The organism is Acidovorax sp. GW821-FHT10A04, from assembly GCF_059415825.1.
The window spans coordinates 84,374-105,785 of the sequence record NZ_JBWKNZ010000010.1 but is presented as its reverse complement, the minus strand read 5'-3'; the positions used below and the strand labels follow the sequence as shown (position 1 = coordinate 105,785).

Genomic DNA, 21,412 nt, shown 5'->3' with positions numbered 1-21,412 from the left:
TAGGGCCCGGCCAGCAGCTACTGGTGGGGGTGCTCCGCGAACTGCCGAGCGCCATCGCAGATGCCCACCCAGTGCGGCTTCTCCTTGACGAATTCATGGAACTGGTTGGCCAGCTCCAATTCGCTGTCGAAGCAATTGGCAGCGACAGGGAAGGCATTGCCGGCCGACGTGACCTCGCCCAGCGAGGTGCCGCAACGCGCGCAGAAGCAGCGCTTGTACTGGTAGGGTGCCGGCGGCTCGTAGGTGGTGATGCAATCGGCCCCCGAGACCAGCGTGAACGCCTCGCGCTCGGCGAACACAAAGGTGCTGGCGCCGAGCTTGCGGCAGCGCGTGCAATGGCAAGTGCCCATCATGGTGGGCGGACGGGACAGCGTGAACCGGACGGACCCGCAGCAGCAGCTACCTTGGAGCATGGTTGGCCTTTCGTTGAAAACCAAAACTGTATTTAAATACAGTATTGATGGCAAGAGGCCTGCTACTGCGCCGTGCCCCGGCTCAACGCCCGAGTTTCTCCCGGAGCCTGTCCAGCCCCTGGCGCGCCAAGGCGCCCGTGCGCTGCGCGCCCTGCTGGACTTGTTCGGCGGTGGGCAGCGCGTCCTGCGCTGCACGGGTGGCGCTACGCAAGGTCTCGGCCGCCTGGCCCGTCAGCTCGCCGCCGCGCTTCTTCAACTCGTCCACCTGCTGGGCGGTAGGCATCTGGTCCTTGGTCCAGCTGGCGGCCTTGCCCACGGCACCCGCAATCTGACCGGGCAGTTCGGTACCACGCATTCTGAGTTCCTCCATCTGCTGCACGGTTGGCAGCTGTTCCTTGGTCCATGTCGCCGCCTTGCCGGCCGCACCGGCCACCTGGCCGCCATAGTGGCCCGCATGCTCCCGGGCCCGGGTCCAGACCTTGGCCACTTCGCCGGGCGGCGGGGTCTGCAGGGTCTGCTGCACCTGGGCCAGCAACTGCTGCTCGGGCTCGGCCAGCGCCGCCCCGCCGGCCTGCAGCATCTGCGCCAGAAAGGTCCCCATCTCGGCCGCAATGACCTGGTGGTTGCAGTCCGGGTTGGCATGCAGAAAGGCGGCCAGTTCACGCGCCAGCTCCTGGGGCGAGGCATCGGCCAGGCCGGGCTCGATCGCGGCCATGGCCTGCGCGACAAAACGATCATCCAGCCCCCACTCGTCCACCAGGTGTGCGGCCAGGAAGGCGTGCCGCGGCGGCGGCACCACGCCATCGGCCGCCGCAGCCAGCCGCAGCGACAGCGGCGCGATCAGGTCGAACAGCGCCAGACCCAGGGTGTCCAGCGGCGTGTTGAGACAGCGCGGAATCTCGATGACCCGGCTGCCCTTGGAATGGCCGAGCCAGCGGTACATACCATAGCAGGCGCCGCCCGAGGCCAGCGCCGCCAGCGCCACCCAGCCCACCGGCGTGGCCGCCGCGCCCACGCCCAGCGCCCCCACCAAGCCCGATGGCGCAAAGAATGCCGATGCCACCAGGCTGGACTTGGCGACGGCCGCCCCGGCGCCGGCTGCGCCCAACACGTCCCAGAGCTCGCGGCCCCGGTTCACCATGCGCAGCGAGGCATAGGCGTTTTCGCCGATGGCCAGCTTGGCCTTGAAGCGCAGCGGCTCGGCCACGACGCACTCGACACCGTCCAGGCCCGAAGCGGCCTGCGGTGCGGCCTGGGGTTCCACCTTGGCGATCTCGCTCACTCTGCAACTCCTGTTGTTGGTCATCGCGTGGAATGATCGCACGGGGCCGGCAAAACCCAATCCCGATGGGGCCAATAAGGTGCCCACAGAACCTGGTGCGTGCACACGCTGGCACGGCAGATGCATTCGATTTCCGATCGCCGCCCTATGGCCCATCACCCGCCAAAATCCAGCTGCAGGTACCTGGGCGCCAGCGCCTGCAAAAACGACCGCGCATCGCCCAATTGCCCCGCCGACAAGGCCCCGGTGAGCCCCCCGCGCTCCGCCAGGATGCGCCCCACGGCCTGCGCGGCCAGGGGGCCGGTAATGGCGTAGATGTCCTGCCCGCCGGCGCTGGCGCGGCGCGCTTCGCCACCGCGGCGCACCACCACCTCGACCAGGAAGCGCTGGGCCGAGCGGCCCGATGCGTCCACCGCCACGGGTGCAGGCGTATCTGCGGCGCGCAGCTCGGTGAGAGGGGTCTCGTTCATCCAGGCGGGCACGTCGGGCACGCGGATGTGGTGGGCGATGGTGACGGCATCGGCGCTGGAGAAGCCCACCACGGCCTGCTCGCCGAACGGCGCGGCAAAGGCCCAGGTCTTGCGCGGGGCCACGGCGGGCGGCGCCTGGAACTGGCCATGGGCATACACCACGTGCCGGCCCGCATTGCGCACGCCGGTCTTGCGCGTGCCCTCGGTGGGGTGCCAGCTGTCCAGGGCGATGTGCACCTCGATGGCATCGGCATCGGGCCAGTCACCGAGGACGCTGGTGGCCAGCAGGTCGCCCACGGCGCCGTAGAAGGCCACGGCCGGTGCAGCGCACAGACCGGAGGCGCTGAAGCGCTCGCCCCACTGCCCGAAGACCTCGCGCGCCGTGGGCTGCTCGGCCGACACGTCCACATAGTGCACGCCGGCCTGCAGCGCGGCCTGCAGCAGCTGGGGCGCACTGTCGGCAAACGGGCCGGCGCAATTCACCACCAGCGCACTTTCGGCCAGCAGGGCCGCGAGGGCAGCGGCATCGCCGTCGAGCCCCTGCACGCGCAGTTGGTCCGCCGGCGCATCGGGGAAGGCGGCGTGCAGCTTGCCCAGATCGCGCCCGGCCAGCAGCGCGGCATGGCCTTGTTCGCGCAGCGCCTGCACCACGAAGCGCCCGGTGTGCCCGGCGGCGCCGTAGACCAGCACGGGGCGGGCAGACGCGTGTGAAGAAGAAGAGGGAGGGAGGGAGGTGTTTGCAGCCACGATACAGACCTGTACGTTTTGTTGAAGGTGGCGCGATGCTACATACAGGTCTGTATCGTGTCAACACGGAATATGGGACAATGCCGGCATGAGCCCTACCGCCGCCCGCAAGACCACCGCAGCCAGTACGCCAGCCGCCGTCCCCGCCGCGGCACCGCCAGCGCCGGCGGGCGACGTGCAGCAGCGCATCCTCGACACGGCCTGCCAGCTGTTCTATGCCGAGGGCGTGCGCGCCGTGGGGATCGACCTGATCATCGAGCGCGCACAGATCGCCAAGACCAGCCTGTACCGCTACTACCGCACCAAGGACGACCTGGTCGCCGCCTTCCTGGAGCGCGAGGACAAGGAGTTCTGGCAGCAATGGGACGAGGCCGCCAATACGCATGCCCCGGATGCGGCGGCCGAGCTCGACGCCCTGCTTGCCTGGGTGGGCGAGCGCGTGGCCCGCCCCGGCTACCGCGGCTGCCCGCAGCTCAACGTGGCGGCGGAGTTTGCCGACCCGGCCCACCCGGCGCGCGCCATATCGGCCGCGCACCGGCTGGAGCAAAAGCGGCGCCTGGCCGCCCTGTGCAAGCGCATGGGGCTGAAAAAGCCTGAGGTCACGGCCTCGCAGCTCTCGCTGCTGGTCGATGGCGCGTTCAGCAGCGGCTCGCTGCTGCTGGGCGACAGCGCGGGCAAGGTGCTGCGCGCCGCGGGCAAGGCCTTGGTGGAGGCCGGCGGCTGAGCCATTGGCCGGAGTCGACAGGCCTACCCGGGATTGCGCTATTCTGCGGCGCAAGGGAGGAAGGGCCGCATGCACGACACCGCGCAGAACACGCCACGCGCGCCAGGCGCAGCGCCGGACCACGACCCACTGGCGCAGTCACTGTCTGCGGCGGACGACCGCATTCGCCTGAGCCACTGGCTGCCGCCGCGCCAGGGCATGCTGCCGCACATCCGCATCGGGCAGCGCTGGTTCAACACCCTGTGGGCGCTGCCCATCGGTGCCGCACTGCTGCTGGCCGCCGTGGCCACGGCGCAAAGCCTGCGCGAGTTGCCCGCGGTGCAGGCCTTCATCGCGCAGTACCCGGGAGTCGCCCAGGCCGCGCCGCGGGTCGAATCGGGCTTTCCGTGGTGGCTGCGGCTGCAGCATTTCTTGAACATGTTCTTCATGCTGTTCATCATCCGGGCGGGCATCCAGATCCTGGCGGACCACCCGCGCCTGTACTGGCGGCGCGACAGCACGCCAGGCACCGAGTGGTTCCGCTTTCAGCACGAGGTGCCCAAAGACCGCATCTGGACCGCCAAGGACGATGCGGTCACGCTGCCGCAGTGGCTGGGCATACCGGGGCTGCGCCACACCATCGGCCTGGCGCGCTGGTGGCATTTTTCGGTGAACCTGCTGTGGACGCTCAACGGCATCGCCTTCTACCTGCTGCTGTTTGCCACCGACCAGTGGCTGCGCATCGTGCCGACGACCTGGGAGGTGCTGCCCAACGCGGTGTCCACCGCCATCCAGTACGCCTCGCTCAACTTCCCCGTGGACCAGGGGTGGACGCGCTACAACAGCCTGCAGCAGTTGACCTATTTCGTCACCGTGTTCATTGCTGCGCCGGTGTCGATTGCCACCGGCATCCTGCAGGGGCCGGCGTTCTCCAACAAGCTCGGCTGGCTGGGCCGGGTGCTCAACCGGCAGGTGGCGCGCTCGATCCACTTCCTGTCCTTCACCTGGTTCGTGGCCTTCATCGCGGCGCACGGGGTCATGGTGTTCATCACCGGCCTGCGCGAAAACACCAACCACATGTTCGCAGGCGTGCACGATGCCTCGTGGTCGGGCTTCACGCTGTTCCTGCCCGCCATGGCCATCCTGGTGCTGGCCTGGCTATGGGCCTCGCCCTTCACCCTGCGCCATGCCCGGCTGGTGCAAAAGACCGGGCGCTTCCTGGTCGGCTGGCTCAAGGGCCTGGCCGAAGGGTGGGACCCCCGATCGCAGCTGACCGAGGCCGACATCTCGCCCCACTTCTGGCCCAACGGCACCCTGCCCGCCTCGCCCGAATTCGAGGCCCTGGTGGCCAATGGCTTCAAGGGCTACCGGCTGCGCGTGGGCGGCCTGGTCGAGCAGCCCGCCAGCTTCAGCCTCGATGAGCTCCAGGCCATGGAGCGGCAGGAGCAGATCACCACGCACTTCTGCATCCAGGGCTGGTCCGGCGTGGCCAAGTGGGCCGGGGTGCCCGTGCGCAGCCTCATGGACGTGGTCAAACCCCATGCCAGCGCGCGCTATGCGGTGTTCTATTCGCTGGCAGACGGCGGCGACGGCGGGCGCTACTACGACGTGCACAAGATCTCGAACATGCGCCACCACCTGAGCATCCTGGCCTACGAGATGAACGGCGCCGCCCTGCCTGTGCTGCACGGCGCACCGCTGCGCCTGCGCTGCGAGAACGAACTGGGCTTCAAGATGGTCAAATGGATCGCGGCCATCGAGTTCGTCGAGGACTTCAAGGACCTGGGCGCCGGCCAGGGCGGCTACAACGAAGACCATGAGTTCTTTGGGTACCGCATGCCCATCTGAACAAAAGAAGAGGAAGCAACGGATGCAGATCGACTGGAACCATTTCACCCCCTGGGCAGCCCTTGCGGGCGGCCTGGTCCTGGGCCTGGCGGCCGCCGCCTTCGTGCTGCTGCATGGCCGCATTCTGGGCATCAGCGGCATCCTCGGAGGGCTGCTGCATCCGCGCAGCAAGGACATCGCCTGGCGCGTGGCCTTCGTGCTGGGCCTGCTGGCCGCGCCCCTGCTCTACCGCCTGACGGTGGGCATGGCGGAGGCGCGCATCGACGCCAGCTGGGGCATGGTGGTGCTGGCCGGGCTGCTGGTGGGCGTGGGCACGCGCTATGGCTCGGGCTGCACCAGCGGCCACGGCGTGTGTGGCATCTCGCGCCTGTCGCCGCGCTCGCTGGTGGCCACGCTGGCCTTCATGGCGGCAGGCTTTGCCACCGTCTACCTCATCCGCCACGTGCTGGGCTGAAATGAAGCACCCCCTGAGTCGCTTCGCGCCTTCCCCCTCTCTCGACTCGCTGCGCGAGTCGGGAGGGGGACGCCCCCAGTGCGGCGGGGCGGCCCTTGCACGGGGGCACTGGCCTCGGCCGCGCCAGTTTCACGCGTCGCGGGTGGCAGGCAGCGCAATGAATAACTGATAAGGGAGCTCCGCAATGCTCAAACGCATTTCCGAATTCGGCATCGGCCTGGTCTTTGGCCTGGGCCTCATCATCTCGGGCATGACCGACCCGGGCAAGGTGCTCGGCTTTCTCGACCTGGCCGGGCCCTGGGACCCCTCGCTCGCCCTGGTGATGGGCGGCGCCGTGCTGGTGGGCCTGCTCGCCTTCGCCCTGGCCCGCAGGCGCAGCACCAGCGTGCTGGGCGGCCCCATGCAGCTGCCCACCGCGCGCCACATCGACCGGCGCCTGGTGCTCGGGAGCCTGGTGTTCGGCGTGGGCTGGGGCATCGCAGGCTTTTGCCCTGGCCCCGCCATCGTCTCGCTGGGTGCCGGCGAGCCCAAGGCCGTGGTGTTCGTGCTGGCCATGCTGGCGGGCATGGGGATCTTCGAGTGGCTGGAGGGGCGCAAGAAAGTGCCTCCCGGCAAGGCATGAACGGAATGAACCGGCAGGAACTGCATGCGGTGCTGCTGGACGTTGCCGGCCTGGTGCCCGAGCACATCAACAACCATGTCTCGCGCAGCTACTTCTACCAACGCGTCGAATGGCACCCGCAGCGCAGCACCCGCGTCTTTCGCATCCTCTTCGATACTGCAGGAGAGCCCGCGCGCATTCAGCTGTGTGCCTCGTCGGACAACAACAATACCGTGCTCATTGAGCAGCCGTTCAGCCATGAGCAACTGCTCGGCCTTGTCAGGCAGGAGGTTGCGTTGGTCACCGCCCGGCTTGAGCGCGAGGCGTCTGCTGCGCCATGACGCGGAGCGATCACGGCAGCAGCTGCTACAGCATAGGCAAGCTGCCCTGTTCATTCTTTTCGGACGACAAGACCGTGCCGGTGTTGGACCTGAACCACCGCGCCTGCATGGCCAACAGGAGCTGCGCGGTGATCGGGAAACCCGATGCAGAACCGATGACTGAATCAACGCCGCAATACGGACAGATGGCCGTATTGCCTGCATCGAGGTCCTTTCCATCAGGCACATCGACCCATTCAACAATGGCCATCGGTTCGAAGATGTGCAGGCAGTAAAAGCAGCCGCACTGGAAGCTTTCCTTCAGTTCTGCGCGGTGATTAGATGAATGGCGGTGTGCACCAACAACGTCGTGCATGGACATGGAGATTGACCCTTCGTGCCCTCACCGCCGCCAGGAACATAAGGTGTGGCGATGATGGGAAAATCTACCGAGCCGCGTCCGCCCCCTCTGTTTAAACCTTGGCAGCGCGGATTTTTTCCTGCACGAAAGCGACAAACTCACGGCGCTTCTCGGATGATGCAAAGGCCCTGTTGGGTATGACATGCGCCTTGTTGTGCGCCAGGTAGACGCCAACAAACCCCGGCCTGGATACCACCCGGCTCACACCGGGCCACTTCACAAACAACTTGGTGAAGGGTGTCGTTTCGACAAGTTCATCTTGCCTGGTCTCTAACGTATGCTCAGTCAATACAGTGACGCTGCGACGAAAATAGTCGAGCGCGAGGATGGCGAAAATCGCTGCCCATTCCGCTAGATAGAAGAGTGCCGCGCCAGCAACGGAAACTCCGAATGACTCACCATCATTGCGCGCTGAGTTGAAGGTCATCCATGGAAACACCAAGTAAAAGGCTTGTGTGATCGGGCTCAAGAAATGGTACGAAGCACTGAAGAGAAGTACGTCCCGAAACTTGAGTTCATACTGAATTTTCATCTCGTTGTTTGCGGGTTCATCCATAGAGAGGCACAGGCGTTTGGTAAGACGAGCGCGAGCTTAGTGGATAGGCGAGCCGGCTCCAAATGGCAAATGGAACCACTGCGAGCGCGGCTCCCACCCCTGTTGGTTTTTGGCGCTCAACCCAAAAGATCTGCCAAGCCTGTCCGCGAGGCTCAGTTCTTGCCCCACCCCGGCAGCGCCGCTGCCTGCTTGATCCACTGGACCATCTGCCCCTCGTCCAGCCCACCTTCCTGGATGTTGATCCAGCGCGCATCCTCGCCCGAACCGCCTTCGGGCGCGGGGTTCAGCGATGCGCCCTTGAAGAAGCTCACCTTGATGAACTTGGCGAACACGTGGTAGCCCAGGAACCAGCCCTGCCCCGCGATGCCGTAGAAGGGCGAGTTCCAGCGCACGGCCTTGGTGACCTGGGGCACGTTGGCCTCGACCAGCGCGTCGAGCCGGGCGCACAGGCCGCGGCGCCAGTCGTCGGGGATGGCGGCGATGTACGCCTGCACGGGCGCGTCGCCGTCGGCCTTGGCGATCTGGGGGTTGTCGCCGGACAACAGCACGGGCCGGGCCGCGGCGGCGGGCTTCCTGGCGGGGGGTGCTTTCTTGGCGGGCGCTGCGGCTTTCTTGGCCGCGGCGGCCTTGGGGGCCGGAGCGGCCACGCTGCGGGTGGCCGTAGCGGCGGGCTTGGCCAGGGCCGCCGTCTTGTTGGTGCTGCTCTTCGTGGGGGGCGGGGCTCTTTTCACGGGCGCCTTGGTGGGCGCTTTTGTTGTTGTGGAAGGCGAAGACTTCGCCGCTGCGGCTGCTTTTGCAGTTGCCTTGCGCGCAGGCGGCTTCGTCTCTGGCTTGCTGGTGGCCATGGCATTCACTCCCTGTGAATGGCAGGTCATTCACCCCAATGGGGGATTGCCTGCCTTTAAAAAAGAGAGCGAAGGTTACCAGCCTTGTGTGAAGTTGTACGACGATTTTGCTTCAAGCAAAGTCGAAAACCGTTCGCAGCCTCACCTCCACCCTTCCAGCACCACCTTGCCACGCGCCTTGCCCGATTCGAGCAGGGCATGCGCCTTCTTCAGGTTCTCGGCATTGATGCTGCCAAAGCGCTCGGCCAGAGTGGTGCGCACCAGGCCGGCATCGACCAGGGCGGCCACCTCGTTGAGCAGCTGGTGCTGGCCGGCCATGTCGGCGGTGCCGAACAGCGAGCGGGTGAACATCAGCTCCCAGTGGATGGAGACGGACTTCCGCTTGAAGGGCATCACGTCCAGCGCCTTGGGGTCGTCGATGAGGCCGAACTTTCCTTGCGGGGCGATGGCCTCGACGATCTGCGCCAGGTGGGCGTCGGTCTGCGTCAGGCTGACGATGTAGTCCACCGTGGGGAAGCCGATGGCCTTGAGTTCCTGTGCCAGCGGCTGGCTGTGGTCGATGACGTGGTGGGCACCCAGCTCCTTCACCCAGGCCTGGGTTTCGGGGCGCGATGCGGTGCCGATCACCGTGAGGCTGGTCAGGCGCGAGGCCAATTGCGTGAGGATGGAGCCCACGCCGCCCGATGCGCCGATGATCAGCAGCGACTTGCCCTCGGGCTTCTTGCCGGGCTGCACCCCCAGGCGGTCGAACAGCATCTCCCACGCGGTGATGGCCGTGAGCGGCAGCGCGGCAGCCTGGGCAAAATCGAGCGTCTTGGGCGCATGGCCCACGATGCGCTCGTCCACCAGGTGCAGCTCGGCATTGGTGCCGGGGCGGGCGATGGAGCCGGCGTACCACACGCGGTCGCCGGGCTGGAACAGGGTGACGTCGGGGCCCACGGCCTTGACGATGCCGCTGGCGTCCCAGCCCAGCACCTTGTAAGGCTGGCCTTCGGCCGGGGCGCCGCTGCTGCGCACTTTGGTATCCACCGGGTTCACGGAGATGGCCTTGACCTCCACCAGCAGGTCATGGCCCGTGGCCACGGGCTCGGGCAGGGTGATGTCGAGCAGCGACTCGGCGTTGGCGATGGGCTGGGGCTTCTGGTATCCGACGGCTTTCATGGAGAGGGTCCTGTCAAGGGAGAGTAAACAACAAAATCGACTTCAAGGGGGGGTCAGGCCATGGCCTCGGCGGTCGCCTCGTACGGTGCGTAGTCGCTGTAGCCGTGCGCACCGCTGCCGAACAGCGCCTTGGCATCGAAGGCAGCCAGCGGCAGGCCGTCCGCCAGGCGCCGCGGCAGGTCGGGGTTGGCGATGAAGGGGCGGCCAAAGGCCACCAGGTCGGCAAAGCCGTCGCTGAGCACCTGGCTGGCACGCGCGGCGTCGTACCCGCCGGCCACGATCACGCGGCCCTGGTAGGCCTGGCGCAGCGCGCTGCGGAAGGTGTCGGGGATCTGTGGCGCATCGGCCCAGTCGGCCTCCACCAGGTGCAGGTAGGCCAAGCCGGTGGCGTCGAGCTGGCGCGCCAGGTGCAGGATGGTGGGAATGATCTCGGGGCAGTCCATGCCACGCTGGGTGATGAAGGGCGCCAGCCGCATGCCCGTGCGCTCGGCGCCGGCCTCGCTGGCCACGGCGGCGGCCACCTCCAGCGCAAAGCGCGTGCGCCCCTCCAGCGTGGCGCCGGTGTAGGCATCGGTGCGCTGGTTCGAGGTGGTGCGCAGGAACTGGTCCACCAGGTAGCCATTGGCGCCGTGGATTTCCACGCCGTCGAAACCGGCGCGCATGGCGTTGGCGGCGGCACGGCGGAAATCGCCGACCACGACCTGGATGTCCGGCACGCTCAGCGCGCGCGGCACGGGGCTGTCGACCATGCGGCCCACGCCGTCATCGCCCGCCACCCACACCTGGGCCTGCGGCGCAATGGCCGAGGGCGCCACGGGCAGCCCGTCGGCATGGAAGCTGGCGTGCGACATGCGGCCTACATGCCACAGCTGCAGCACCATGCGCCCGCCCTCGGCATGCACTGCATCGGTCACGCGGCGCCAGCCCTCTACCTGCGCATCGCTGTAGATGCCGGGGGTGAAGCTGTAGCCCTGGCCCTGGCGCGAGATCTGCGTGGCCTCGGTCACGATCAGGCCGGCGCTGGCGCGCTGGGCGTAGTACTGGGCCATCAGCGCATTGGGCACGTCGCCCGGCTGGCTGCTGCGGGCGCGCGTCATGGGCGCCATCACGATGCGGCTGGGCAGGGCCAGCGGGCCCAGCTGCAGGGGGCGGAACAAGGGGGATGAAGAAGTGGCGGTCATGCGGATGGCTCCAGGTGGGATCGGCGGTTTGCCGTTTGCATGCCGCTATGGTCTTCATTTCGTGTTGATTGAAAAACCACCCATGCATTGAAGCCACTTTCAATAAAATATTGAAGATCAACGCCACCGCCCTGCCCCTTCATCCGTGAAAGCCTTGCAAGACCTGGACATCTTTGTGCGCACGGCCGACAACGGCAGCCTGTCGGCCACCGCCCGCGCGCTGGACCTGACGCCCGCCGCCACCAGCGCGGCCCTCAAACGCCTGGAGGCCGAGCTGGGCGTGCAGCTCTTCGTGCGCTCCACGCGCAGCCTGCGGCTCACGCAGCAGGGCGAGCTGTTCCTCGAGCAATGCCGCCCGGCGCTGGCCGCGCTGCAGCAGGCCGGCCAGCAACTGGCCGCGGGCGGGCAGGCGCTGCGCGGCGTGCTGCAGCTGTCGGCCCCATCGGACCTGGGGCGCAATGTGCTGCTGCCCTGGCTGCACGAGTTCCAGGAGCAGCACCCGCAGGTGGACATCCGCCTGCAGCTGTCGGACCGCGTGGCCAATGTCTACAGCGACCCGGTGGACGCGGCCTTTCGCTATGGCAAGCCGCCCGATTCGGGCCTGGTCGCCCTGCCCCTGGCGCCCGGCGTGCGCCGCGTGCTGTGCGCATCGCCCGCCTACCTCGCACGGCACGGTGCACCGGCCACACCGCACGAGCTCACGGGGCACGACTGCCTGTGCTTCATGCTCGGTGACGAGGTGCATGACCGCTGGCGCTTCACGCCCGGCGACGGCGGCGCCGAGGTGACCGTGCGCGTGCGCAGCGTCAACGTATCGAACGACGGCGACGCCGTGCGCCGCTGGGCCCTGCTGGGCAAGGGCATCGCCTACAAGGCCGGGCTCGACGTGGCGGCCGACCTGGCCGCAGGCCGGCTGCAGGCGCTGTGCCCGGGCTGGACGACCGAGCCCACGCCCCTGTTCCTGGTGGCGCCCAGCCGCCGCCAGCTCACGCCGCTGGTGCGGGCGCTGCGGGATTTCGTGGCGGCGCGCACGGCGGCGCTGGGAGCACCCGAAGGCCGTTGAGCAGTTCAGTCAATCCCATACAAACCATCAATTTGTATGGATTGGCGCAGATACTCCTACACGATGCCCGTTGCCCTGGCCGGGCGATGCTCCTCCTGCAGGATGGCCGAGAGCTTTTCGAGCGCCTGGCGCAGTTGCTCCTGGCCCATGGCCCCCCCGAGCGAGATGCGCATGGCCTTGTGCACGGCCTCATCCGCGCGGAAGGCATCGGCATCGGTAACGCCCACGCCACGCTGCTGCGCGGTCTGGATCAGCCGGTACGGGTCGGCCAGTGGCGGCAGCTGCAGCCACAGGTGCAGGCCATGCGGGTGGCACTGCACGCCCTGGGGCAGCAAGCGGCCCGCCAGGCGCTGCCGCTGCGCCAGCTCGTGGCGCACCCGCTTGAGCATGTCGTGCGCCATGCCGCTCTCGATGGCATGGGTCGCCACCGCCGTCATCCACGACACCGGCATGAGGCTGATGGAGCGCAGGGCATCCAGCACCGGGGTGATCGCCGCCCCCTGCGGCAGGGCGATGAAGGCCGTCCGCAGGCCCGGCGCCAAGCACTTGGACAGGGTGGAGATGTAGTAGACGGGAGCGCTGTGCTGTCCGCCCGACTGTGCAGCCACCGGGGCCGGGGCATCGCCGGCGATGAGCCAGTACGGGTCGTCCTCGATGATGGCCAGCCCATACCGGCTGGCCACCGCATGCAATGCGGCGCGGCGCTTGGCCGACAGTGTGCGCGTGGTCGGGTTGTGGATGGTGGGGTTGAGGTACAGTACGCGCGCACCGCCACGGGCGCAGGCGTCCTCCAGCGCATCGGGCGACATGCCCTCGGCATCGGCCGCCACCGCAACGATAGCCCGATCCAGCGCCTGCGCCGCGGCCAGCAGACCCGGGTAGGTCAGCCCTTCGGTGAGCACGCCGTCGCCGGGGTGCGAGCAGGTGAGCAACAGCGCACACAAGGCCGATTGCCCCCCGGGGCAGATGACGATGCGCCCCGGGTCCACCGCCCCCAGCATGGGCTGCAGCCATGCTGCGGCCGCCTGCCGGTCCGCCGGCGCACCGGCCCCCACGTGGTAGCCCATCAGGTCGCCGCTGCCCATGCGTTCCTGCGCCTGCGCGATCCCGGCACGCATCAGCTGGGCAAAGAAGGGGCCGTCCAGCAGCGGCGGGATGTTCATGCCCAGGTCGACCGTCGTCATGTCCGGGCCCGATGCCTTGCGCCTGACGTAGGAGCCCCCCGCACCCTGCGCCTCCAGCAGGCCCAGCGCCCGCACCTCCGAGTAGGCCCGGGTCACGGTCGTGAGGTCCACGCCCAGTGCCGTGGCCAGCTCCCGCTGCGGCGGCAGGCGGTCGCCCGGGCGCAGCACCAGGTCGTCCACCGCCGTGACGATCTGCTGCACGATCTGCTGGTAGCGGGCGCCTCCTCCTTGCGCGGTCAAGGGGCGGATCCATGCCCGGTTGGGGTTCTTGAGCTTGCGGGCGCTCTCCATTTTGTATGGCTCCTTTGTATTGTTTTTCTCAAGACAAATCCCTCATAAATCCATACAATAACAACATGCATGGAAATTTCCAACTTTTATCGGGATCTTTCTTTGCAATTGTCCATACAAGCAAGGGCTGTTCGACCAACGACAGCCAGGAAACCAGGAAATACGCACATGGATTGGGTCCCCATCGTCTTCATCACGTTCAAGGTGCTGGTGTTCGGCACGGGCATGTTCTTCGCCATCAAGTGGCACCACGACCAGGCGAAGAAGGACAAGCAGGACAGGGACAACGAGAAATGACGCCACCGGCGACCTCAAGCACGCGCCGAACGGCCCGCGATGATGCCCGCCCCAGGCAACAAGCCCGCCCCGCCGCTTGCGGACCTGGTGCCGCTGCTCGACGCCGCCAATGCCATCGGCAGCCTGCACTCGGGCGTGCGCTGGCCCGAGGCGGAGCAGATCACCGGCCTCGGCAGGGAGCGCCTGTTGCAGGCGCTGGATTTTCTCGAAAGCTACTACGACGTGCCCATCACCACCCGCCCAGGCGGCGAGACCATCGAATTCACACGCCAGGGCGAGGAAGTCCTCGGCTGGGTCCGAGGCAGCTACGCCACCATGGCCGCACTCAAGCACCGGTTTCGGCCATAGCAGCACAGCGCTGGCGTGCGTTCCACGCGCAGCCTGCGGCTCTCGGCCCCGTCGGACCTGGGCCGCAATGTGCGGCTGCCCTGGCTGCATGAGCCAGGCCAAACGGACAGGCGTTCAGCCGGCCGGGCCCGCCAGCGGGCTCCACAGGCTGGGCGTGTGCTCGCGGTCGCGCATCCAGCCGGGCACGTCCGCCGCTGGCATGGGCCGCGCGATGTGAAAGCCCTGCACCAGGTCGCAGCCCTGCGCGCCCAGCACGTCCATCTGCGCCTGCGTTTCCACCCCTTCGGCGACGACCTCCATGCCCAGGCCGTGGGCCAGCTGTATCACGGCCTGCACCACATGGCGCGCCTGCTCGCTGCTGGCCAGGTCGGTGACGAAGCTGCGGTCGATCTTGAGCTGCCGTGCAGGGATGTGGCGCAGCTGCGCCAGCGACGAGTAGCCGGTGCCGAAGTCGTCGATGGACAGCCGCACCCCCATGGCCGCAATGCGCTCGAGCATGGCGCGCTCCTGCGCGGAGTGCTCCATCATGGTCGACTCGGTGATCTCGCACGACAGCTGCGCGGGGCGCAGCCCGTGCGCTGCCAGGGCCTGGCCGATGCGCTCCACCAAGTCGGGCTGGCGCAGCTGGTGGGGTGACAGGTTGACGGAGATACGGCAGCGCAGCCCCAGCGCCTGCCATTGCGCCAGCTGGGCGCAGGCGGTGTCGATGACCCAATTGCCGATGGCGCCGATGAGGCCGTAGCGCTCGGCCAGCGGGATGAAGATCTCGGGGCTGACCTGGCCGAATTTTTCGTGCTCCCAGCGCAGCAGGGCCTCCAGGCCATGCACCCGGCCCTCGGTGCAGTCCACCTTGGGCTGGTAGTGCAGCACCAGGTCGCCGCGCTCCAGCGACTCGCGCAGCGCCTGGCGCATCAGCACCTCTTCTGGGCCGTCGTCGGACATGGATTTCTCGTACAGCACACAGCAGCTGCCGCCGGCGCGCTTGGCCTCGTACATGGCCGCGTCGGCGCAGGCCAGCAGGCGGTCGCCCGAGGGCTCCTGCCGGGGGTGCAGCACCACGCCGATGGAGCACGACAGCGACACCCGGTGGCGGCCCACGGCATATGGGCGGCGCAGCACCTCGATGATGCGGCTGCCCACGCGCATGGCATCCTCGCCCGCCGTGGGCGACTCGATCAGCGCCACGAACTCGTCCCCACCCAGCCGGGCCAGCAGCTCGGCGCCCCGCACCACCGACTGCAGGCGCCGTGCCACCTCCTTGAGCACGCCGTCGCCCGCGGCATGGCCGAAGCTGTCGTTGATGGGCTTGAAACCGTCGAGGTCGATGAACATCACGCCCAGCTCGCAGGGCGCTCCCGCCTCCGCCCCTGCCTCCACGCCCGTGGCCCCGCCCTGCGCGGCAATGCGCTGCAGCGCCTGGCCCAGGCGCTGGTTGAACAGGGCGCGGTTCGGCAGGCCGCTCAGCGGATCTTCAAAGGCCTGGCGCTGCAGCTGGTCGTTGGCCCGGCGCAGGTCGGCATTGGCCTGGCGCAGCGAGTCGGCCAGGTCGGAGATGCGGCGCTCGGCGTCCTTGCGCGCGGTGACGTCGCGCGACAGGGCGATATAGGTGGGCCCCCCCTGCCCCTCCAGGCTGCCATCGGCCGCCTTGCGCGCCACCGACAGCTCGAACCAGCGCTCGCCCCCGGGCAGGTGCAGGCGGTAGCTGCGCGGGCTGGCATGGCCCTGCGCCCGCGCCTCGGCAATGGCGGCCATGGCCAGTTCGCGCAGCTTGGGCGACAGGGCTTCGGTCACTGTGCGCCCCATCAGCGCGCGGTGGTGCAGGGCCAGCTCCTCGTTGGCGGGCACATTGCACTGGATGAAGCGGCCCTGGGCATCGAGCTCGAACAGCAGGTCGGGCAGCGCATCGAGGATGGCCGCGTTGCGCGCCTGCGCCAGCTGCAGGTCGCGCTGGATGCCGAAGTTCCTGAGCAGGTGCAGCAGCCGGTGGCCCAGGATGGGCCAGTTCACGGGCTTGGAGATGAAGTCCGTCGCGCCGGCGGCATAGGCGTTCTCGACCGATGCCACGTCGTCGTTGCCCGTGACCAGCACGATGGGCACGAACGGGCCGGCCTCGTGGCGCAGGATGCCGCACAGCTCATATCCGTTGAGGCCCGGCATCTCCACGTCGAGCAGCACCAGCGAGCACGGCGATTGGCGGAACGCGAGCAGCGCCGAGGCCCCGTCCTCGGCCAGCACGGGCTCGAAGCCGAGCTTGCGCACGGCGGCCCGCAGCATGGCGCGCATGCCGGGGTCGTCGTCGGCGATCAGCACCCGGACAAGCGCTACCAGCCCCGGTTCGGGCGGCAGCCCTTCTTCCGGCAGCGCCGGCGCCTCCTTGCTCATGGGTGCGCCTCCAGCACGGCATGCAGGGCAGCCACGGTGCGGCGGCGGGCATCGTGCATGTGCGCCAGGCCCTGGCGCACCCCATGGGCATCATCGGCGAGCGCATGGCGCTCGACGCTGCGCATGCCCTCGGCCATCTCCAGCGCGCCGGCGTGGGCGGCCGAGGACTTGAGGCCGTGGGCAATGCGCGCGGCATGGGGCAGTTGGCCATCGGCCAGCGCCTGCTCCATGGCGGCCAGCCCCTGCGCTGCGGCGTCGAGAAAACCTGTCACCACCTCGCGCAACAGCCCCGTGCCGCCCTGCTCGTCCAGGTACAGCAGGGTCTCGACCGCGCGCGCGTCGATGGCTGTGCTGCGGTCGTCGGCAGGCACCACGGGCGCTTCGGGCAGCGCCTGCGGCACCGGCACCACCTGCAGCCAGGGCGCCAGCGCCGCGGCCAGGGTGCCAATGCCGTAGGGCTTGGCGATGAAGCCGTCCATCCCGCTGGCGCGGCAGCGGGCGGCATCGTCGGCGCCGGCATTGGCCGTGAGCGCGATGATGGGCAGGCTGGCGCCGCGCCCATCGGGCAGGCCGCGTATCGCGCGGCTGGCGGCATAGCCGTCCACCACGGGCATCTGGCAATCCATGAGCACGGCGTCGAAATCGTGTGCGCGCACCTGCTCGATGGCCTGCGCGCCGTCGTGCGCCTCGCGCCAGGCCAGGCCCAGCTTGCGCAGCATGCCCGCCGCCACGGCGCGGTTGACCGGGTGGTCCTCCACCAGCAGCACGGTGCCTTGCAGGCGCGGCACGGCGTCGGCAGCCGCGCCTGCAGCGCCCTCCCCACCGTTGTCGGTACGGGCGGGCAATGCGCCGGCAACCGGCAGCTCCAGCTGCACCGTGAAGCGCGAGCCGGCACCCGGCTGGCTTTGCACCGCGATGTCGCCCCCCATGGCCCGGGCCAGGTCGCGGCAGATCGCCAGCCCCAGGCCGGTGCCGCCAAAGCGGCGCGTGGTCGATCCGTCGGCCTGGGCAAAGCGCTCGAAGATGCGCTCCTGCGCCTCGGCCGGTATGCCGATGCCCGTGTCCTGCACCACGATGTCCACCTGGGCGCGCCCGGCCACCTGCGCCGGCGCCACCCACACCTGCACATTCACGCTGCCCTGTTCCGTGAACTTGATCGCGTTGCCGATGAGGTTGGCCACGATCTGGCGCAGGCGCAGCGCGTCGCCCACCAATTGGCACTCGGGCATCTGCCACTTCACCTGCGCCTGCAGGTTGAGGCCCTTGGCCAGCGCGGGCTGCACGAACATGGCCTGCGCCGCACCGATCTCGCGCCGCAGGTCGACACCGGCCTGCTCCAGCTGCAGCTGCCCGGCCTCGATCTTCGAGACGTCCAGCACGTCGTCGATCAGCGCCAGCAGGTGCCGGCCCGAGGCCTGCACCGCACCGGCCCACTCGCGCTGCTCGCGGCTCAGCCCGCTGCCGAGCAGCAGCTCGTTCATGCCCAGCACGCCATTGAGCGGCGTGCGGATCTCGTGGCTGATGGTGGCCAGGAACTCGCTTTTGACCAGCGCCAGCTGCTCGGCCGCCAGGCGCGCTCGCTCGAGCGCCCACTGGGCCGCATAGTCCTTGCGCACGATGAACTCGCGCCACCAGCCCACCCCCACCGCCAGCAGGAACAGCGTGACCACGTGGTAGGACCAGTAGGCCGCCTCGGTCGGCGACTGGCCGGGGTGCCACCACAGCGTGGCGCAAAAGGCCGCCAGGATGGCCAGGCCCGCCATCAGCGCCCAGCGGAACTGCAGGCCCAGCACGATGAAGCAGTAGAACTCCAGGAAGGTGAAGTTGAGGATGCCGACCCAGGAGTTCAGCCCCTCGCCGCCTGCCGCATCGATGCGCAGCAATATCCAGAACAGGCACAGCGACAGCGCGACGATGAAACCGGCCAGCACGGGCTGCCAGTGCCGGCGCGCCTGCGGCAGGAAGGTGTAGGCCAGGCCCCCGAGCAGGATGGGCACGGCCACCTGCAGCCGCAGCGCATTGACCGCCACCGTGGGGTAGGCAATCCAGTCGACCAGGAAATCGCCCAGCACCAGCAACAGGCCCAGCAGCAACGCGCCCTGGGCGTAGCGGTGGTAGAACGACAGGTAGTGCTCGCCAAACGCATGCTCGACCTGCGCCGGCTCGAAGCGCAGCAACACCCGCAGGCGCAAGGTGGGCGCGGCGTCCTCAGGGGTGCGGGGGGGCCCGCTGGCGGTGCCCATGGCGGGAATTGGATCGGTGGAGACGGGCGGTTTGGAGATATCGTATAACGAATTGTTACTTTTGCGCAGCAGAGATTGGTGATGGCCCCTCAGGGCAGTCGGCGGCGCACGCTGGCGTGTGGTTGGCTACCACCAGATCAGGCCATGGGCTATACAGGCCCCGCCTGCGGCAGGGTGAAGCTGAGCGAAATCCGCTCCCGCCCCGGAACCACCATCCTCACCGCACCAGGGATGTCGAAGTAAGGGCGGCCCTTCAACAGCCGGTCCGGCAGCATGAAACCCGCAAACACCTCGATGGTGATGCCACCGCGCTCGCCCACCGCCACGTCCTGCGGGCGGATGCCATCGAAGTCAGGCCAGGCGCAGCCCAGCAACTGCTCGGTGGCAGCCTTGCGCGCGGCCGCCTTGCCGCGCACCACCAGCCGAGCCAGGTCGAGCGCCCCATCCCACTCCAGCCACAGCGCCAATGTGCCGCTGCCTTGCTTCACCGTGGCCAGCTTCACTGCATGGCAAAAACCATCGGCTGCCAAAGCCCGTAAGGCCGGCAGGTAGGTATGCTCCACCCCGCAGGCATCCAGCACGGTCTGCAGCCCCGCCACCAAGGCGGCATGGGCCGCCATCGCCCGCTCGGGGGCAGGCAGCATGGCAATGGCGTTCCAGTCGGCAGCGATCTCCACATCAGTGCAGCCATCGAACACCTCGCCGCTCCAGGCGGCCGGATGCTCAACCCCGTAGATATTGACCTTGGCGATGTCCCTGCCCGTGCGCAGCCCCAGCTTGCGCAGAGTCTTGTGCAACTGGTACTCAATGGGCCCGAGCAGCCACAGCTCAGGCAGAAACCCTGGCGCCCCGCTGGTGCGCGAGAGCCGCGCCAGGTCGCGAAGGGCCCGGCCTGGCGGTGCCGAGGGTTTCATGGCATCGCCCTTACCCTCGCCTTCGCCATGGCGGCTCAGTTGGGGCGCTTCATGATCACCTGGCGCAGCTCCTCGTACTCGCTGCGCGTCACGGCCTGGGCGTCGTAGGCCTTCACCAGGTCATCGAGCTCGCGGCCCTTGGAGAACTTGACGCCCTCCTGCACGGTCACGCGCGAGGTGCTGCTGCTCACGCAGCCGGCCAGCGATGCCAGGCATGCGCAGACGATGGTGATGGTGGCAATCCGATGGTGGTTGTGCTTGTTCATGGCGCTGTTCTCAGTCACTTCACGCTGTCGATCAGCCGGCGGCGCTGGCTGTCGTACTCCCGGCTGCTCAATGCGCCGTTGTTGAAGGCACTTTTCAGGTCGATCAGTTGCTGGCCGATGGTGGCCTCGACCGGCGCGCGCACGACGTCGGTCGAACTGCATGCCGGCAGGGCCAGCACGGCCGCCACTGCCAGGAATGCCATGCTTGTTGGAAATTTCATGCACCCTCCTCCTTGGTTTGATGATCTCGGACGCTGAATCCTAGCCCACTTCGGACCGGCGGCCGGGGTGCGACGGCCTCACCGCAACGGGTGCGGCAATGGCCCGTGGCCACGCTAAGGCCGGCTGGCCTTGAAGGCGTCCAGCCGCGCCTGGCGCTCTGCCTTGAACGAGCCACTCAGCGCCGCGGAAAGCTCCTCCCTGCGCATCACCTTGCCGCAGGACTGGCAGTCGGGGCCCAGCCCGGGGTCCTGCCCGCAGGGGATGTGGGTGTAGCGGATGGCGACTTCCTCGTCCTGGGACTTGAACCATGTCTCGCCCCAGGCGCGCAGCGCCAGGAACACCGGGTGGAAGGCGATGCCCATCGGCGTCAGGTGGTACTCGTGGCGCGGCGGCCTTTCACTGTAGGGCCTGCGCTCGATCAATCCGTCCGCTTCGAGCTTCTTGAGGCGGCTGGCCACCATCTGGGGCGTGGCCTGCGTTTGCGCCTGGATCTCCTCGAAGCGGCGGTTGCCGAGGAACAGCTCGCGCAGCACCAGCACGGTCCAACGGTCACCGACCACGCCTTGCGCGCGGGCGATCGGACACAGGGTGGAACCGGGGCTGGAACCAGGGTCCGGAGCCCCCTGCTCCGCGGACGATTTTTTCGGCATCTTGCTCATTGCCGGCATTGTACCCCTTGTCACTATGAAAATCATAGGTATAGTTGCTGCTGTGCGCGGGGCCCTGTTCAAGCGGCCTCGCGCACCGCGCCATCCACCCGGATTTGCGCGCGCACCACCGAACGAACCACACCGAAAGGCTTCCCATGTCTGAACCTGTCACGCTGGATCTCGCTGCCATCGCCGAACGCTATGCCCAGGCCTGGCTTTCCCACGACCCCCAGGCCATCGTTGCCCTGCACACCCCAGACTCGACCTTCGAGGCGCATGGCCGTGGGGCACAGGCGCGCGGCCATGCCGCACTGCTGCAGGAGTTCGCCGGCGTCTTCGAGCGCTACCCCGGCTTCGGCGTGGAAACCCGCCGCCTGCTGCTGGGCGAGCAGCACTGGACGCTGGACTGGACCCTGACCTTCCAGCCGCCGGGCAAGGAGCGCCGGGGTTTCCACGCGCTCGACGTCGTTGAGGTGGACAGCACCGGGCTGGTCACGCGCAAGGACACCTTCTTCGACTATGCGCAGGTCAAGGCGGCCATGAGCTGAGC

At 68.2% G+C, this 21,412-nt stretch carries 24 protein-coding genes; 9 read left to right on the top strand and 15 right to left on the bottom strand.

What is annotated here, in order from left to right; translation table 11 throughout:
• Nucleotides 1-17 precede the first annotated feature (17 nt).
• From AC07PF_RS20830 to AC07PF_RS20820, 3 genes are all read right to left on the bottom strand, one after another.
• Complete coding sequence (locus tag AC07PF_RS20830) at nucleotides 18-413, bottom strand: GFA family protein (protein ID WP_494613107.1); 396 nt, start codon at nucleotides 411-413, stop codon at nucleotides 18-20.
• An 82-nt stretch (nucleotides 414-495) separates the two neighbouring features.
• Complete coding sequence (locus tag AC07PF_RS20825) at nucleotides 496-1,695, bottom strand: hypothetical protein (protein ID WP_494613106.1); 1,200 nt, start codon at nucleotides 1,693-1,695, stop codon at nucleotides 496-498.
• Between the two features lie 155 nt (nucleotides 1,696-1,850).
• Nucleotides 1,851-2,912: a saccharopine dehydrogenase NADP-binding domain-containing protein gene (locus AC07PF_RS20820; protein WP_494613105.1), complete on the bottom strand. Its 1,062-nt coding sequence runs from the start codon at nucleotides 2,910-2,912 to the stop codon at nucleotides 1,851-1,853.
• An 88-nt stretch (nucleotides 2,913-3,000) separates the two neighbouring features.
• Between AC07PF_RS20820 and AC07PF_RS20815 the strand changes: the two genes are divergently transcribed.
• The 5 genes from AC07PF_RS20815 (at nucleotide 3,001) to AC07PF_RS20795 (ending at nucleotide 6,859) form a co-directional block, all read left to right on the top strand.
• Nucleotides 3,001-3,636, top strand: coding sequence for a TetR/AcrR family transcriptional regulator (locus tag AC07PF_RS20815; protein ID WP_494613104.1), 636 nt, complete (start codon nucleotides 3,001-3,003; stop codon nucleotides 3,634-3,636).
• Nucleotides 3,637-3,705: 69 nt separating this feature from the next.
• Entirely contained in the window at nucleotides 3,706-5,463 is a 1,758-nt protein-coding gene (locus AC07PF_RS20810) for a molybdopterin-dependent oxidoreductase (protein WP_494613103.1), read from the top strand.
• Between the two features lie 22 nt (nucleotides 5,464-5,485).
• The gene (locus tag AC07PF_RS20805) at nucleotides 5,486-5,917 is read left to right on the top strand and encodes a YeeE/YedE family protein (RefSeq protein ID WP_494613102.1); all 432 of its coding nucleotides are present in this window, start codon (nucleotides 5,486-5,488) and stop codon (nucleotides 5,915-5,917) included.
• A gap of 184 nt (nucleotides 5,918-6,101) precedes the next feature.
• Entirely contained in the window at nucleotides 6,102-6,539 is a 438-nt protein-coding gene (locus AC07PF_RS20800) for a DUF6691 family protein (protein ID WP_494613101.1), read from the top strand.
• A 5-nt stretch (nucleotides 6,540-6,544) separates the two neighbouring features.
• Nucleotides 6,545-6,859 (top strand): hypothetical protein, encoded by a 315-nt coding sequence (locus AC07PF_RS20795; protein ID WP_494613100.1) that lies wholly within the window; start codon nucleotides 6,545-6,547, stop codon nucleotides 6,857-6,859.
• 25 nt (nucleotides 6,860-6,884) lie between these two features.
• Here the strand turns inward: AC07PF_RS20795 and AC07PF_RS20790 are convergent, their stop codons facing one another.
• The 5 genes from AC07PF_RS20790 to AC07PF_RS20770 form a co-directional block, all read right to left on the bottom strand.
• A complete protein-coding gene (locus tag AC07PF_RS20790; protein ID WP_494613099.1) occupies nucleotides 6,885-7,220 on the bottom strand; it encodes a cytoplasmic protein in 336 nt (111 codons plus the stop codon).
• A 91-nt stretch (nucleotides 7,221-7,311) separates the two neighbouring features.
• Nucleotides 7,312-7,791 carry a YcxB family protein gene (locus tag AC07PF_RS20785; protein ID WP_494613098.1) on the bottom strand — a complete coding sequence of 160 codons (480 nt, stop codon included), beginning with the start codon at nucleotides 7,789-7,791 and terminating at the stop codon, nucleotides 7,312-7,314.
• Nucleotides 7,792-7,967: 176 nt separating this feature from the next.
• Entirely contained in the window at nucleotides 7,968-8,546 is a 579-nt protein-coding gene (locus AC07PF_RS20780) for a DUF1801 domain-containing protein (RefSeq protein WP_494613097.1), read from the bottom strand.
• A gap of 255 nt (nucleotides 8,547-8,801) precedes the next feature.
• Nucleotides 8,802-9,821, bottom strand: coding sequence for a zinc-binding alcohol dehydrogenase family protein (locus AC07PF_RS20775; RefSeq protein WP_494613096.1), 1,020 nt, complete (start codon nucleotides 9,819-9,821; stop codon nucleotides 8,802-8,804).
• Between the two features lie 53 nt (nucleotides 9,822-9,874).
• Entirely contained in the window at nucleotides 9,875-11,002 is a 1,128-nt protein-coding gene (locus tag AC07PF_RS20770; RefSeq protein WP_494613095.1) for an alkene reductase, read from the bottom strand.
• 145 nt (nucleotides 11,003-11,147) lie between these two features.
• Here AC07PF_RS20770 and AC07PF_RS20765 point away from each other — a divergent pair, with 145 nt between their 5' ends.
• Nucleotides 11,148-12,065: a LysR family transcriptional regulator gene (locus AC07PF_RS20765; RefSeq protein WP_494613094.1), complete on the top strand. Its 918-nt coding sequence runs from the start codon at nucleotides 11,148-11,150 to the stop codon at nucleotides 12,063-12,065.
• A gap of 56 nt (nucleotides 12,066-12,121) precedes the next feature.
• Here the strand turns inward: AC07PF_RS20765 and AC07PF_RS20760 are convergent, their stop codons facing one another.
• Complete coding sequence (locus AC07PF_RS20760; protein ID WP_494613093.1) at nucleotides 12,122-13,540, bottom strand: aminotransferase-like domain-containing protein; 1,419 nt, start codon at nucleotides 13,538-13,540, stop codon at nucleotides 12,122-12,124.
• A gap of 168 nt (nucleotides 13,541-13,708) precedes the next feature.
• Here AC07PF_RS20760 and AC07PF_RS20755 point away from each other — a divergent pair, with 168 nt between their 5' ends.
• Both AC07PF_RS20755 and AC07PF_RS20750 read left to right on the top strand, forming a co-directional pair.
• The gene (locus tag AC07PF_RS20755) at nucleotides 13,709-13,837 is read left to right on the top strand and encodes a hypothetical protein (RefSeq protein WP_007848592.1); all 129 of its coding nucleotides are present in this window, start codon (nucleotides 13,709-13,711) and stop codon (nucleotides 13,835-13,837) included.
• A 39-nt stretch (nucleotides 13,838-13,876) separates the two neighbouring features.
• Entirely contained in the window at nucleotides 13,877-14,185 is a 309-nt protein-coding gene (locus AC07PF_RS20750) for a hypothetical protein (protein ID WP_494613092.1), read from the top strand.
• A 114-nt stretch (nucleotides 14,186-14,299) separates the two neighbouring features.
• On the opposite strand, the gene AC07PF_RS20745 is transcribed toward AC07PF_RS20750, so the two are convergent.
• The 6 genes from AC07PF_RS20745 to AC07PF_RS20720 all read right to left on the bottom strand — a co-directional run bounded on the left by AC07PF_RS20745 (nucleotide 14,300) and on the right by AC07PF_RS20720 (nucleotide 20,772).
• Nucleotides 14,300-16,567, bottom strand: a complete 2,268-nt coding sequence (locus AC07PF_RS20745; RefSeq protein WP_494613091.1) for a putative bifunctional diguanylate cyclase/phosphodiesterase — start codon at nucleotides 16,565-16,567, stop codon at nucleotides 14,300-14,302.
• Nucleotides 16,564-18,810 carry an ATP-binding protein gene (locus tag AC07PF_RS20740; protein ID WP_494613089.1) on the bottom strand — a complete coding sequence of 749 codons (2,247 nt, stop codon included), beginning with the start codon at nucleotides 18,808-18,810 and terminating at the stop codon, nucleotides 16,564-16,566. Before AC07PF_RS20740 ends, AC07PF_RS20745 begins: the two co-directional genes overlap by 4 nt.
• A gap of 149 nt (nucleotides 18,811-18,959) precedes the next feature.
• A complete protein-coding gene (locus AC07PF_RS20735) occupies nucleotides 18,960-19,724 on the bottom strand; it encodes a hypothetical protein (RefSeq protein WP_494613088.1) in 765 nt (254 codons plus the stop codon).
• A gap of 35 nt (nucleotides 19,725-19,759) precedes the next feature.
• Nucleotides 19,760-19,990 (bottom strand): hypothetical protein, encoded by a 231-nt coding sequence (locus AC07PF_RS20730; protein WP_007848607.1) that lies wholly within the window; start codon nucleotides 19,988-19,990, stop codon nucleotides 19,760-19,762.
• A 14-nt stretch (nucleotides 19,991-20,004) separates the two neighbouring features.
• On the bottom strand, nucleotides 20,005-20,211 hold the full coding sequence (locus AC07PF_RS20725; protein WP_494613087.1) for a hypothetical protein: 207 nt from the start codon (nucleotides 20,209-20,211) through the stop codon (nucleotides 20,005-20,007).
• A gap of 114 nt (nucleotides 20,212-20,325) precedes the next feature.
• Nucleotides 20,326-20,772 (bottom strand): winged helix-turn-helix transcriptional regulator, encoded by a 447-nt coding sequence (locus AC07PF_RS20720; protein WP_494613086.1) that lies wholly within the window; start codon nucleotides 20,770-20,772, stop codon nucleotides 20,326-20,328.
• A gap of 245 nt (nucleotides 20,773-21,017) precedes the next feature.
• Between AC07PF_RS20720 and AC07PF_RS20715 the strand changes: the two genes are divergently transcribed.
• Entirely contained in the window at nucleotides 21,018-21,410 is a 393-nt protein-coding gene (locus tag AC07PF_RS20715; protein WP_494613085.1) for a nuclear transport factor 2 family protein, read from the top strand.
• The last annotated feature ends 2 nt before the right edge of the window (nucleotides 21,411-21,412 follow it).